We start from the raw sequence: 14,090 nt of genomic DNA on the forward strand, positions 1-14,090 counted from the left end.
CATCATGCTTGTCTTTGGAATTCACCGAAGATCAGAGGCAATATGGCAAAGACGAACCATCGCACTCCCGACGAATGGCGTGAACTGCTCGACGCACAACAACGCTCCGGTCTCAACCAAACTCAATTCTGTAAACGCCATCAAATCTCACGCAGCGCTTTTTTCAATGCCAAGGATCGCCTCGTTGCGCAAGCCAAGTCGCCGCCGCCCGCATTTATCGCTGTCTCTCCGCTCAAACAGGGTTCTTTGCCGATAACGCCGCCTGTCGAACCCACTCCCGCTGTTGCCGAACCTGAGCTACCTCCGGTTGAGTGCGATTCTATCAAACTGACGCTCGCACACTGCTCACTGCAATTTCCCCTCAGCCTTTCTCCATTTTGGCTGGCGACCTTACTGCGGGAACTCACGCCATGAAGATGTTTGTCGATGCCACGCAGATTTATCTTCACCGCCTTCCCGTGGACTTTCGCAAAAGCATCAACGGGCTCACGCTACTGGTTGAACAGCACATGGCGTTATCGCCTTTTAGTGGAGCCCTGTTTGTCTTCTGCAATCGACGGCACGACAAAATAAAGGCGCTGTACTGGGACACCACCGGTTTTTGTCTGTGGTATAAACGCCTTGAACAGGCGCACTTCAAATGGCCTTCCCGGTTGAGTGGCGATACGTTGACGTTGGATGAACAACAATGGCACTGGCTGTTAGAGGGGATAGACATCACAAAAATACAGCGGCATCCCCCTCTGCATTACACCTCGTTGAGTTAATAAAAAAGTACAACTACCGGTTAAATAACAATGTATTAAGGGGCAGTAAAGGGTATAATTCATACCATGAAAACACTGCCCGATACCCTGCCAAACTCGCCTAATGAACTCCAGCAAATACTGCAGGAGCGGGAAGCTTTTTGGCAGGCGCAGGTAGCCCAGTGGCAAGCACAAGCAGCCCAATGGCAGGAAAAATCGAGCCTGTGGCAAGCGCAATACCAAAGCATGGTCGAACAGTGGCTGCTGGCCCGTTACAAACTCTATGCGGCCAGTAGCGAAGACTACCCAGGTCAGGGAGCGTTGTTTAACGAAGCTGAGCAGACCGATGACCTTGCCACCCAGACGCCACCTCACGCCGAGGAAGAAGATAACGCTCAGGCTGACCCCGTCACACCCGAACGCAAAAGCCGTCGTCCACGGTTACCGCCTGGCCTTCCCCGGGAGGAGGTGCTTCACGACCTGCCAGACGAAGAAAAGACCTGTGCCTGCTGTGGTCATGCCCTGCATCGCATGGGCGAGGAATGCAGCGAGCAACTGGAGTTTATCCCGGCCAGCATCAAGGTCATGCGCCATGTTCGCCCTAAATACAGTTGCCGCCAATGTGAGCAGCAGGGGACCGAGGTCAACATCCTGATTGTGCCTGTACCTGCAACCTTATTACCCCGCAGCATCGCCACGCCCAGCCTGCTGGCCCAGATAATCAACAGCAAGTTCCAGTTCAGCCTGCCGCTCTATCGCCAGGAGCAATGGTTCGCCCAGTTGGGTATCGAGCTGAGCCGCCAGACCATGAGCAGTTGGATGTTGAAATGTGCAGAACGGCTGGCCCCGCTGGTTGAGTTGCTTCATCAACATTTACTTGAGCGTGAGGTAATCTGGAGCGATGACACCACGCTCAAGGTGGTGGAGGTGAAAAAGGATAAATGTTACATGTGGGTCTACGGCTGCGGCGGTGATAGCCCGGAGCCCGGTCTGCCGCCCGCTATCGTACTGTATGACTATCAGGATGGTCACGGCGCTGCCGGCCCTGTCGGGTTCCTCAACGGATATGAAGGTTACCTGCAGGCCGATGGTTATGCCGGTTACACGAATACCGACGCGACAGTTGTCGGTTGCATGGCGCATGCGCGCCGCAAGTTCATGGAGGCGAAAGTGGCCCAGCCGAAAGGAAAAGTTGGCCGTGCTGACTGGGCGCTGACGCATATCCAGAAACTTTACCGCCTTGAGCGAGAGCTGAAGGGGCAGCCGGCCGATGTCATTGCGGCCCGCCGCCAGCAGGAGGCCATCCCACTGCTGGACGAGTTCAAAGGCTGGCTGGATAAAACAAGGCCGCAGGTTCCGGAGAAACACTTGTTGGGCACGGCCGTGGTCTACAGTCTGAATCAATGGTCAAAGCTGGTGCGTTATGTGGAGCACGGGCAGTTGAGCATAGACAACAACAGGGCTGAGCGGGCCATCAAGCCGTTTGTCATTGGGAGAAAAAATTGGATGCTGTCGAATACGCGCAGCGGTGCGCGGTCGAGCGCCATCCTTTATAGCCTGGTTGAAACGGCGAAAGCCAATGGTCTTGTGCCCTTTGACTACCTGATGCAGGTGTTTACCAAACTGCCCACCCTCACCGCCGACGGTGATCTCGAGTCCCTCCTTCCCTGGAACATCACCCTACCTTAAACAACCACACAGGTCACTGTGTGGTTCTAGCGACGCTTACGTTGGAACACCGTGATGAGTATGACTCTGAGCCGGATGCCATTCGTGCCATCTCGTCAAAAATCGGATGCCATTACGACACCCTGCGAGCCTGGTTGCGTCAGCATAAAAATGATGTCCGTGGGGGTATCAGCCCCGTCAGCACTGATGATGGTGGACTGAGTACCCATGAGCGCCAGCGTTTAAAAGAACTGGAACGTGAGAACCGGGAGCTACGCCGCAGCAATGATATATTGCGCCAGGCCTCAGCTTATTTTGCTCAGGCGGAGCTCGTATATGGACGCCTCCTTTTTGCCAAGTGATTTTTTTGTTTTGATGCAGAAGGTGAAGATCGCAGTCGTATATTCGGGCTGTTTGTGCGTTTATTTGACTATACGCTGCCCATAATGGAATCTGCTTGTTGGCTCCCAAACGACCGCTCAGTCTTAATTCAATAAATTCTGACTATCGAGCTCCACGGGTTTTGCCAACACCGGTCTGACCTGTCTACGCCATCACGTCAATAAATCACCTGTAGCAATCAGGAAAGGAACACATCAAATATTTTCTGTCAGCCCGGGAGTAACTGGTTGGTCAGTTGTTCCCGATAATTATTGTCGAAGCTACGCTCGTGGGCTATGACGGCCCAGGCAATGCGTGCATTTCGGTTTGCCATAGCCACTACGGCACATTCATATGCTTTCTGGTCAGCCAACCCGTAATAGTTTTGTCCTGCTTGCTCGCATCGGGAGAACGGCATACTACAGATACAACTGCTCTGGCTCCATGAACAAACAGCTGGCGCAAATAACTGTTTCCGCGCTTGCTGGTCCCCAACAACACAGATTTCCCTCCTGTTGAATGCTGTCGGGGCACCAACCCCAACCAGGCGGCCAGTTGTCGCCCTGTTCTGAACTGAGTGGCCTTACCAACGTAGGCATCCAGTGCTGAAGCTGTGATTGGGCCAATACCTGGAATTGTTTGCAAGCGGCGTGCAATATCAGACTGGCGGGCATGCATTTCAATCTGATGAGTGACTTCGTTGATATGTTGTTCCAGTTGTCTGAGATGTTCCCATTGTTGACTAATGCAAGTAATGAGAAATGCGGGTGAAATTTTTCGGAGATCTTCAATCATAGCGGGGATCATACTGAATAGCGCCCTACGCCCTGTGGGTGCAGGTAATCCAAACTCGGTGAGTAATCCCCTGAACTGATTGATGGTTGCCGTTCTTTGGCCTATCAGCATTTCACGAACTCTGTGAAGACTCAGTACAGCTTGCTGCTCGACTGTTTTGACGGGAACAAAATTCATATCAGGACGCAGTGCAGCTTCGCAGATTGCCCGTGCGTCATTACGATCATTTTTGTTGGATTTGACAAATGGCTTGACGAACTGCGGAGATATCAGACGAGCCTCATGGCCCAGTGATGTACAAAGCCGTCCCCAGTAGTGGGCACTTGCACAAGCCTCCATTGCGACGATTACCGGTTCACTGCGGTATAAATACTCGGCAAGTTTCAGGCGTGACAGCTTAGTCACTTTCATCTGTTTACCTTTGTCATCAACTGCATGTAGATGAAATACGTTCTTAGCCAGGTCGATACCAATCAGGGTTATATTGCTCATAGCTATCTCCTTCATTTTACGGTTGCCGACTATGCTATATTCCTCCGTTATACGCTGAATCCTCGTTAAGGGGGAGGCGTCCATTCCATTGACCGCCACTGGAAAAAATAATGCCACTGATGCAGCGTCTGAGTGGTACACACGGGGTCGGGCCGGTATGTCGCGAACTGAATATTGCCCCGTCGACCTATTACTGGCATCAGCAACGCCGGCTGCATCCTGAAAAATGTAGCCAACGAGAAAAGTGTGATGCTCAAATCAGCCTGGAGATAAAACGCGTTTACAAAGAAAATTACAGTGTCTATGGTGCACGAAAAGTCTGGCGTCAGTTACTTCGCGAGGGCTTTAGCGTTGCCCGGTGTACTGTTGAACGCCTGATGAAAACAATCGGTCTTCGGGGTGTACTCCGCGGCAAAGTCATCAGGACCACAATCAGTCGCAAAACAGCGGCAGCAGCGGATCTGGTCAACCGCCAGTTCGTCGCTGAACGTCCCAATCAGCTTTGGTGTGCAGATTTTACGTACGTCAGCACCTGGCAGGGCTTCGCCTATGTGGCGTTCATTATTGATGTGTTCGCAGGCACGATCGTTGGCTGGCGGGTCTCATCGTCGATGGAAGCAAGGTTCGTGCTAGATGCTCTGGAACAGGCGCTGTGGGCACGTCGCCCCTCAGGTACAATCCATCACTCGGACAAGGGCTCCCAATACGTGTCACTGGCGTACACCCAACGGCTGCAGGAGGCGGAGCTGTTGGCGTCGACAGGCAGCACTGGCGACTCTTATGATAATGCACTGGCCGAGAGTATCAATGGGCTTTACAAAGCGGGATACACCGTAAGAGCTGGAAAAACCACGCAGAAGTGGAGCTTGCGACACTGGCGTGGGTGGACTGGTTTAACAATCGAAGGTTACTTGAACGGCTAGGACACATACCGCCGATAGAAGCCGAAAAAGCCTATTATGCTTCCAGAACAAATAATGATCTGGCAGCCTGAGCTTCTGGATTTAACTCTCTCCAAGAAAACCGGTGCGGTTCAGTTATTCCAGTACCAGCGATCCTTTCTGGCTTTCCCGCTCAGGTAGCGTTTATGCAGATACTGATCGAACTCATTCAGCATGATGTTCGACAGCAACGGAGATATTACGCCCCCCTGCGGGACGCCTTCACTGGCCGCCCGAAAGAGACCGATATCGATATGTCCCGCCTTGATAGTTTTCCACAGCAGAGCCATGAAACGTGCGTCGCTGATCCTGCTGCGTACGGCCTTCATCAGCAGTCGATGATGTACGGTGTCGAAATAACTGGACAAGTCACCTTCAATTACCCAGCGGCCCCGTGTTTCCCCGCAGTCGGTGAGTTGTAATTTCACCGTGCGGAGCGCGTGGTGGACACTGCGTTCTGGCCGGAAACCATAAGAGAGCGTATGAAAATCACTCTCCCATATCGGCTCCATCGCCATCAGCATTGCCCGCTGAACAATACGATCCCGCAACGCGGGGATCCCCAGCGGTCGCAGTTTGCCGTTGCTTTTAGGGATGTATACCCGTCTGGCTGGCAAAGGTTGATAGTGACCAGAGAGAAGTTCATCCCTGAGTATTTGTAGCTCAGCAGCCAGTCTGGGCTGCAGCGTTGCTTTGTTCACACTATCAACGCCGGGGGTATGTGCCCCCTTTGATGAGAGCGTGATCCGCGCCGCTTCAGCCAGCCATTCTGGTTGTGTTATCAGACGCAGCAGCCGTTCAATTCGTCGGGCCGGATCGGCCGCTGCCCATGTGGCAAGCTTGCGTTGCATTTCGCTGATTATCAAAGGTCTTCACCTCATTAGGTCAGTTAATTTACGTCACAAACACATGTAAACTGCTTCCCTTCGCCATGTGATGGGCTTTCCCCATCGCGGACTACTACGGAAGCTCCGCCAGCCAGCGCGTCATCGGGGCCATGCCCCCTTAACATCCGTCGTTGACCTTCCCCGGTTCACCTGCCTGGACTCAGACATACTGAGGAGGCTGCCCGTCGCACTCTTTATCCTTGCTTGCCGCAAGTTGGCAGAAGTCAGCAACGCGAGCGTGATAGGCGCTGCTGTCCCGGTGTTTCGCCTACATGTCAAAACACCTTTGACCGACACTGCATATCTATCAATGTCGGTTCCTTCTGCACGGCCTGTCAGATCACGTAGGCCGTGGTGACGTTTTCAACCCACAGAGACGGATTAACGGGTTCATGTTCTTCAGCCTTTCAGTACTCAACCTTGAGGATCATCTTGGCTTAGTGATCTCGCCTCAATCCCCGTTGTCAGCGGGTTACATCACCCTGCAGGCATGCCGCAGGTCACTGCCGCTCAGGTTCTCCGCCGTCACACCCGGCGGGATTGTTGGGCTCCTCATCATGAGTTACCGGTTCAATATTCCAGACAGACTCGTGGTTCATTTGAGCATCCATGCCCGCCCTGAACTCCGGGCACACTATAAGTCACATCACCGCACCAGGCCTGATTAGGCTCGGTAACAGCAAACTGGCGATCCCGATAATTAGGGATCTCAATGTGTTCCTTAGACGCCTTCTTATAACGATGGTCAGGTTGCTGACAGCTGATAATATTGAGCGCTTTCATCAGCTTTGTTGCCCGCCAGGCCAACGGCACCGGGGTGAAGACGTTGCTTTACTGGAGAAACGGAATTCGGTGTATGAAGCGGCAAAAATGCGAACTCCTCATCGGTGGTCAGGGCAGACAAGAAACTGGAGTTGGCAGGATGAAGTGTGGCTGAATCCAGAGCGAGAAACCCTCGCTGCGTGATCTAACAGAGGCGACAACTACCTTGACACGCACCGAGTTTGACGCTCAGTGGAACGAAAACTCACGTTAGCGAGAAAGGTCGTCTGGGAATGGGGCTACCTGCAAGGTTACGCAATGTTTTAATTTAAAATAAAGGGGCTGCAACGCCCCTTTATTATGTCAGATGTATTTGACAGATTAAGTGGTGTGACGTATACTTTACTTATTGAAGTATAAGGGGCAAGGAATGATAACTGTATTAAGTACAGAAACATTTGATAACTGGATCGACGCCCTGAAAGATATAAGGGCAAAAACAAAGATACAGGCACGAATTCGCAGACTAAAAAATGGTAACTCTGGCGATATAGAGCCAGTTGGGGAAGGGTTTTCAGAAATGCGGATTCATGAAGGTAAAGGCTACAGAGTTTATCTAAAAAATCACGGAAAAATCATTGTTGTTTTGTTGTGTGGGGGCGATAAAAGTACACAGCAAAAAGATATAGCCAGAGCAAAAGCCATTTACAAAGAGATTGAGGGGGAACTATGAAACTGAAAGAATACGATATTGCAGAACACTTAAACAGTGAAGAAGAGATGCAATTGTATCTTAATGAAATTTTAGAAGATGGTGATCCGGCGCTGGTACTCTCTGCGCTGGGTGATATTGCCAGAGCCAGAAATATGAGCCAGTTATCAAGGGAAGTAGGGATGTCAAGAGAGGGGCTTTATCATGCCTTGTCAGGAGAAGGAAATCCCACATTCAGCTCCATGCTTAAAATCACAAAAGCGTTAGGTTTAAAACTACACTTCACAGGCGCATAATCGCCCCTTTTTTTATGCCCTGCAAAGGGCATGGAGGCGCAACGCGCCGGAAACCCCCGCAGCGAAGCGAGGACTCAGACAGTATTACGGCCTTAGCCGTAATAATTCCCCGCCCTGCCAGACTGTTTTTCCCTTCCCAAAAATTCAACGCCATGTCGTAGCCGGATTGTCGGAGACGAAAGAACGTTACCACGATGATTTGCCCGTTTGCGGAATTCGGCTAGGGGGATTATCGTAAACGTCGCTGGTACCGCACCTTCCGCTTAACGCGATGAAACATCATGCTTGTCTTTGGAATTCACCGAAGATCAGAGGCAATATGGCAAAGACGAACCATCGCACTCCCGACGAATGGCGTGAACTGCTCGACGCACAACAACGCTCCGGTCTCAACCAAACTCAATTCTGTAAACGCCATCAAATCTCACGCAGCGCTTTTTTCAATGCCAAGGATCGCCTCGTTGCGCAAGCCAAGTCGCCGCCGCCCGCATTTATCGCTGTCTCTCCGCTCAAACAGGGTTCTTTGCCGATAACGCCGCCTGTCGAACCCACTCCCGCTGTTGCCGAACCTGAGCTACCTCCGGTTGAGTGCGATTCTATCAAACTGACGCTCGCACACTGCTCACTGCAATTTCCCCTCAGCCTTTCTCCATTTTGGCTGGCGACCTTACTGCGGGAACTCACGCCATGAAGATGTTTGTCGATGCCACGCAGATTTATCTTCACCGCCTTCCCGTGGACTTTCGCAAAAGCATCAACGGGCTCACGCTACTGGTTGAACAGCACATGGCGTTATCGCCTTTTAGTGGAGCCCTGTTTGTCTTCTGCAATCGACGGCACGACAAAATAAAGGCGCTGTACTGGGACACCACCGGTTTTTGTCTGTGGTATAAACGCCTTGAACAGGCGCACTTCAAATGGCCTTCCCGGTTGAGTGGCGATACGTTGACGTTGGATGAACAACAATGGCACTGGCTGTTAGAGGGGATAGACATCACAAAAATACAGCGGCATCCCCCTCTGCATTACACCTCGTTGAGTTAATAAAAAAGTACAACTACCGGTTAAATAACAATGTATTAAGGGGCAGTAAAGGGTATAATTCATACCATGAAAACACTGCCCGATACCCTGCCAAACTCGCCTAATGAACTCCAGCAAATACTGCAGGAGCGGGAAGCTTTTTGGCAGGCGCAGGTAGCCCAGTGGCAAGCACAAGCAGCCCAATGGCAGGAAAAATCGAGCCTGTGGCAAGCGCAATACCAAAGCATGGTCGAACAGTGGCTGCTGGCCCGTTACAAACTCTATGCGGCCAGTAGCGAAGACTACCCAGGTCAGGGAGCGTTGTTTAACGAAGCTGAGCAGACCGATGACCTTGCCACCCAGACGCCACCTCACGCCGAGGAAGAAGATAACGCTCAGGCTGACCCCGTCACACCCGAACGCAAAAGCCGTCGTCCACGGTTACCGCCTGGCCTTCCCCGGGAGGAGGTGCTTCACGACCTGCCAGACGAAGAAAAGACCTGTGCCTGCTGTGGTCATGCCCTGCATCGCATGGGCGAGGAATGCAGCGAGCAACTGGAGTTTATCCCGGCCAGCATCAAGGTCATGCGCCATGTTCGCCCTAAATACAGTTGCCGCCAATGTGAGCAGCAGGGGACCGAGGTCAACATCCTGATTGTGCCTGTACCTGCAACCTTATTACCCCGCAGCATCGCCACGCCCAGCCTGCTGGCCCAGATAATCAACAGCAAGTTCCAGTTCAGCCTGCCGCTCTATCGCCAGGAGCAATGGTTCGCCCAGTTGGGTATCGAGCTGAGCCGCCAGACCATGAGCAGTTGGATGTTGAAATGTGCAGAACGGCTGGCCCCGCTGGTTGAGTTGCTTCATCAACATTTACTTGAGCGTGAGGTAATCTGGAGCGATGACACCACGCTCAAGGTGGTGGAGGTGAAAAAGGATAAATGTTACATGTGGGTCTACGGCTGCGGCGGTGATAGCCCGGAGCCCGGTCTGCCGCCCGCTATCGTACTGTATGACTATCAGGATGGTCACGGCGCTGCCGGCCCTGTCGGGTTCCTCAACGGATATGAAGGTTACCTGCAGGCCGATGGTTATGCCGGTTACACGAATACCGACGCGACAGTTGTCGGTTGCATGGCGCATGCGCGCCGCAAGTTCATGGAGGCGAAAGTGGCCCAGCCGAAAGGAAAAGTTGGCCGTGCTGACTGGGCGCTGACGCATATCCAGAAACTTTACCGCCTTGAGCGAGAGCTGAAGGGGCAGCCGGCCGATGTCATTGCGGCCCGCCGCCAGCAGGAGGCCATCCCACTGCTGGACGAGTTCAAAGGCTGGCTGGATAAAACAAGGCCGCAGGTTCCGGAGAAACACTTGTTGGGCACGGCCGTGGTCTACAGTCTGAATCAATGGTCAAAGCTGGTGCGTTATGTGGAGCACGGGCAGTTGAGCATAGACAACAACAGGGCTGAGCGGGCCATCAAGCCGTTTGTCATTGGGAGAAAAAATTGGATGCTGTCGAATACGCGCAGCGGTGCGCGGTCGAGCGCCATCCTTTATAGCCTGGTTGAAACGGCGAAAGCCAATGGTCTTGTGCCCTTTGACTACCTGATGCAGGTGTTTACCAAACTGCCCACCCTCACCGCCGACGGTGATCTCGAGTCCCTCCTTCCCTGGAACATCACCCTACCTTAAACAACCACACAGGTCACTGTGTGGTTCTAGCGACGCTTACGGATTATCTTCTGCTACTTGTGATTATAGTATCGGTGTCTAGCTGGCTAAGCGTAAGCAACTGTCTTACCACCAGGCAGCTATATAAAAGTGGTGCTGAAGACAGTTGCTTACGCCTACCCTGTATGGCTCACCAGGACAGGGGGGGTATCAGGATCTCTTATGATCCGCACCGGCGTTGCCGGGCTTCAGCGGTTTTACATCGGGGAATATGTTACTACCATGGGGTTTTTGGGTGAGTAGACCCGCCGGTTACCCGGTCGGGCCCCTCCTCAGAACCGGACGTGCGGAACTACCGCATCCGGCTCCCGACAGATCAGTGTCCCCACACATATTCAGCCAGAATGGAACATTGAACGGGTTTTCCATAACGATGGATATCCCAGCATTTTCAGAATCAGACCCAGCTTTTCCCATGTCATGGGATGGTGCCCACCCTTGCGGTTGAACCATCTGTAGATGATCCGCTTGCTCTGGTAGATGAACTGTCCCACTCGCCTTTTATTATCTGAGATGCCGTGATAGTTGATCCATCCGCGAACAACCCGGATAACGACGTTCAGGGTCTGCCTCCTGTTTGCGCTGAGGTTCTTCCAGAGAAAGTCCCTCAACCCTTTCAGTTTGACCGCGAAGCGATCTTTCCGGCTGGTAAATTTCAGCCGCCAGTATCCTTTGCGCGTCTTTCCCCAGTAGGAGAGCATGAAAAACCGTGGGGCACGTTATGATATTGTTCCCTGATAGCATGAGCGAATTATGGTATCGGAAAGGTCAGTGGGTAATTAAATTAAATCATTGACCTCTATGTCCTGACAAACGGCTTCAGCGGGGTGTTTAGAGACATATAACCCGGGTTTAATCCACCCTATTAACAAGAGGAACTCTGTATGGGGTATATCACGACCAAACCAGATGCCATGATAATGGCCAAACATTATTTATCCCTATCCCCGAAACCGCCCCAGGAACTCACCCGGTTGCACGGTGTTGCTGAGGTTTTAAAGTACATTTTTTCATTTGGTCTCATTGATGCCGGTAATGACCGTTATCAGGCGTGCCGGCAGACGCTGTTCGCCGGACTGAGCCGGCTTCCTACAGCACAGGAAGTGAGTGACTTTAATTCACCGTACAATAACAATAATGCCTCACTGAAGATTGAATTTAGTGTCCCAGTCGGCATGGGCGAGTCTGAGACAATTACGGCAACGCTCATACATGATCCTGATAACGTTAATCAGGATATTTTGACAGTGGTCGCTCCCAACAAACGCCCTGTGACGGTAGCACTGCCCGCAACAGGAAAACATATTTCTCAGCACTTGCAGACGCTTGTTGAGGCTCACCTGAAAAACCCCAGACCTGGGGTGTTGTGTAATCTTGAGGGGGTAGACCTCCAGGGGGCAGACCTGCGTAAGACAACACTTCTGATGAATCTGCAGGGCGTCAGTTTTACCGGTGCACAGCTGGATGAATCGGTGGTAAGGCAAATTGCTAACGCCATCAGAGAGGGACAGGCTGACCCGACAGCTCTTCAGGGGGCTAACCTGCGCAGTGTTGATCTGAACAATGTGAACCTGCTCGATGTTATACTTCCGGATAACCTGCAGGGCGTCAGTTTTAAAGGCGCACTGCTGGATGGCACAGCAGTGGCGCATATCGTTCAGGCTCTCAGAGAGGGACAGGCTGACCTGACGGCTCTTCAGGGGGCTAACCTGACGCAGGTAAATTTAGCGGAAGTTAACCTGCAAGGGGCAAACCTGAGTGGAGCAATACTTCCGAGGGACCTACGTGATGTCAGTTTTTCCGGCGCACTGCTGGATGGCCCAGCGGTGGCGCAGATTGCTCAGGCTATCAGAGAGGGACTGGCTGACCCGACGGCACTTAGAGGGGCTAACCTGACGGGGGTAAATTTAGTGGGAGTTAACCTGCAAGGGGTAGACCTGCGCTGGGTAGCACTTCCGGATAACCTTCGCGGTGCCAGTTTTGTCGGCGCAGTTCTGGATGGCACTGAGGTAGCGCATATTGCTCAGGCTATCAGAGAGGAACGGGCTGACCCGACGACACTGGCGGGGACTAACCTGCGTGGTGTTGACCTGAGCGATGTGAACCTGCGCGGTGTTATCCTTCCGAGGGACCTACGTGACGTCAGTTTTACCGGCGCAGTTCTGGATGGCCCTGCGGTGGCGCAGATTGTTCAGGCTATCAGAGAGGGACGGGCTGACCCGACGGCACTTCTGGCTATTAACCTGATGGGGGTAAATTTAGCGGGAGTTAACCTGCAAGGGGTAGACCTGCCTTGGTTAACACTTTTGCATCCCATTACGGGGCAGCCTATCACAAAGAAACAGGATTCACTTTCTGGCGAGCTATCCCATCGAGCAAGGTCATAACTGTTAGTGCCGATGTAAAATGACCCACTTTGGGTAAAAATGGCAGCTTTGGCGCTGCCTATGTTGACATTGGCGTTCCGCGTGGAGATTGCCGTTATTTTACATTTGTTGAACGTTTTTCAAGCATGAACTCAGGTAAGGGTCACGTGGCAGAGGACTTCATAGACAAGTGATGGACATCCATAACTAACACTCAGCTGAAACGACGGATAAACCGAGGTTATTGTATGACGAATATCAGTGTCACCGGGAACAGCCGGGCGGGCGGATTGCCTCCGGGGCTGGATTCCCTTCCGGATGGAACTGCCATTTCCCTGTTGCAGAAAGGGCTTGAACAGGGCATCAATGAGAATAACGAGGCATTACTGCATGCCGCCATAATCGGGTTCCGGGACACTTTCCCGGGTTCTGTCGCATTAAGGCGTCGTCAGGTAACATGCTGTTTTTTTTTACGATGTTGCCTGCCCATGTCTCTCATCCGAAAAGCCTTCCGTCGCCTGCATTACCCCACTGATGTTATCGCTCAGTGTGTTCGCTGGTATCTCGCTTATGCCCTGAGCCTGCGTAACCTCGAAGAGATGATGGCAGAGCGCGGTATTCTTGTTGACCACTCCACTCTGCATCGTTGGGTTATCCGCTTGGTACCGTTGTTAGATAAGGTTTTTCGCCGACACAAGCACACAGTAGGTCGGCGGTGGCGCATGGATGAAACCTACATCAAAATCAAAGGCCAGTGGAAGTATCTGTATCGGGCGGTCGATACAGCAGGTCACACCATCGACTTTTTGCTGACCGCCAAACGGGACTCTGCAGCCGCATTACGCTTCTTTCGCAAGGCTATTCGCCATCACGGCGAACCCGAGGTTGTCACTATCGATAAAAGTGGGGCTAACACCGCAGCTTTGGCCACGCTCAACGCCGACAAACCCGATGAGGAAGCGATTACCGTCAGGCAAAGTAAGTACCTGAACAACCTGATTGAGCAAGATCACCGAAATATCAAACGTCGGAGTCGACCGATGCTGGGATTCAAATCGTTTCGGCGGGCACAAACGATCCTGGCCGGCATCGAACTGAGCAACATGATACGAAAAGGGCAATATCAACATCCGCAAAGTGAGGGATTGTCACTCGCGGAACAATTCTATTTGCTGGCTGCCTAAATAACCGACAACGCAACTTTGGCCAACTTCATGTCACTAATGCGACAAAGCCAGAAATAATCAATACGGCCTTCGGCTGACGTTTACCCGTCAATGGTGATCCGGTGGT

Annotated in this window: 10 protein-coding genes and 7 pseudogenes; 13 read left to right on the top strand and 4 right to left on the bottom strand. The window is 52.3% G+C overall.

Annotation, left to right across the window (positions count from 1 at the left end; translation table 11 throughout):
- The first annotated feature begins 42 nt into the window (after positions 1-42).
- From A6J66_000345 to A6J66_000360, 4 genes and pseudogenes are all read left to right on the top strand, one after another.
- Entirely contained in the window at positions 43-414 is a 372-nt protein-coding gene (locus A6J66_000345; protein PNM27190.1) for a hypothetical protein, read from the top strand.
- Positions 411-767 (top strand): IS66 family insertion sequence hypothetical protein, encoded by a 357-nt coding sequence (locus A6J66_000350; protein ID PNM27191.1) that lies wholly within the window; start codon positions 411-413, stop codon positions 765-767. Before A6J66_000345 ends, A6J66_000350 begins: the two co-directional genes overlap by 4 nt.
- A 66-nt stretch (positions 768-833) precedes the next feature.
- Complete coding sequence (locus A6J66_000355; GenBank protein ID PNM27192.1) at positions 834-2,435, top strand: IS66 family transposase; 1,602 nt, start codon at positions 834-836, stop codon at positions 2,433-2,435.
- 20 nt (positions 2,436-2,455) lie between these two features.
- A pseudogene (locus A6J66_000360) lies at positions 2,456-2,747 on the top strand (hypothetical protein).
- A 277-nt stretch (positions 2,748-3,024) separates the two neighbouring features.
- Here the strand turns inward: A6J66_000360 and A6J66_000365 are convergent.
- A pseudogene (locus A6J66_000365) lies at positions 3,025-4,082 on the bottom strand (IS110 family transposase).
- A gap of 101 nt (positions 4,083-4,183) precedes the next feature.
- Here A6J66_000365 and A6J66_000370 point away from each other — a divergent pair.
- Positions 4,184-5,076, top strand: a pseudogene (locus A6J66_000370) (IS3 family transposase).
- Between the two features lie 42 nt (positions 5,077-5,118).
- Here A6J66_000370 and A6J66_000375 read toward each other — a convergent pair.
- Positions 5,119-5,889 (bottom strand): annotated as a pseudogene (locus tag A6J66_000375) (group II intron reverse transcriptase/maturase).
- A 293-nt stretch (positions 5,890-6,182) separates the two neighbouring features.
- Here A6J66_000375 and A6J66_000380 point away from each other — a divergent pair.
- Positions 6,183-6,578: pseudogene (locus A6J66_000380) on the top strand (hypothetical protein).
- Here the strand turns inward: A6J66_000380 and A6J66_000385 are convergent.
- Positions 6,547-6,711 (bottom strand): annotated as a pseudogene (locus A6J66_000385) (IS3 family transposase). The pseudogenes A6J66_000380 and A6J66_000385 overlap by 32 nt on opposite strands.
- A 391-nt stretch (positions 6,712-7,102) precedes the next feature.
- Here A6J66_000385 and A6J66_000390 point away from each other — a divergent pair.
- The 5 genes from A6J66_000390 (at position 7,103) to A6J66_000410 (ending at position 10,392) form a co-directional block, all read left to right on the top strand.
- A complete protein-coding gene (locus A6J66_000390) occupies positions 7,103-7,405 on the top strand; it encodes a type II toxin-antitoxin system RelE/ParE family toxin (GenBank protein PNM27193.1) in 303 nt (100 codons plus the stop codon).
- Complete coding sequence (locus A6J66_000395; GenBank protein ID PNM27194.1) at positions 7,402-7,680, top strand: putative addiction module antidote protein; 279 nt, start codon at positions 7,402-7,404, stop codon at positions 7,678-7,680. The genes A6J66_000390 and A6J66_000395 overlap by 4 nt, the downstream gene beginning before the upstream one ends.
- 319 nt (positions 7,681-7,999) lie before the next feature.
- A complete protein-coding gene (locus tag A6J66_000400) occupies positions 8,000-8,371 on the top strand; it encodes a hypothetical protein (protein ID PNM27195.1) in 372 nt (123 codons plus the stop codon).
- Positions 8,368-8,724 carry an IS66 family insertion sequence hypothetical protein gene (locus A6J66_000405; GenBank protein PNM27196.1) on the top strand — a complete coding sequence of 119 codons (357 nt, stop codon included), beginning with the start codon at positions 8,368-8,370 and terminating at the stop codon, positions 8,722-8,724. Before A6J66_000400 ends, A6J66_000405 begins: the two co-directional genes overlap by 4 nt.
- 66 nt (positions 8,725-8,790) lie before the next feature.
- Entirely contained in the window at positions 8,791-10,392 is a 1,602-nt protein-coding gene (locus A6J66_000410) for an IS66 family transposase (GenBank protein PNM27197.1), read from the top strand.
- Between the two features lie 374 nt (positions 10,393-10,766).
- On the opposite strand, the pseudogene A6J66_000415 reads toward A6J66_000410, so the two are convergent.
- Positions 10,767-11,123: pseudogene (locus A6J66_000415) on the bottom strand (group II intron reverse transcriptase/maturase).
- 192 nt (positions 11,124-11,315) lie between these two features.
- On the opposite strand from A6J66_000415, the gene A6J66_000420 reads away from it, so the two are divergent.
- Both A6J66_000420 and A6J66_000425 read left to right on the top strand, forming a co-directional pair.
- Positions 11,316-12,818 carry a hypothetical protein gene (locus A6J66_000420; protein ID PNM27198.1) on the top strand — a complete coding sequence of 501 codons (1,503 nt, stop codon included), beginning with the start codon at positions 11,316-11,318 and terminating at the stop codon, positions 12,816-12,818.
- Positions 12,819-13,285: 467 nt separating this feature from the next.
- Positions 13,286-13,981, top strand: a complete 696-nt coding sequence (locus tag A6J66_000425; GenBank protein ID PNM27323.1) for a DDE domain-containing protein — start codon at positions 13,286-13,288, stop codon at positions 13,979-13,981.
- The last annotated feature ends 109 nt before the right edge of the window (positions 13,982-14,090 follow it).

Origin of the sequence: Yersinia enterocolitica (genome assembly GCA_002082245.2) — a bacterium.
GTDB classification, from domain to species: Bacteria; Pseudomonadota; Gammaproteobacteria; order Enterobacterales; family Enterobacteriaceae; genus Yersinia; species Yersinia enterocolitica_E.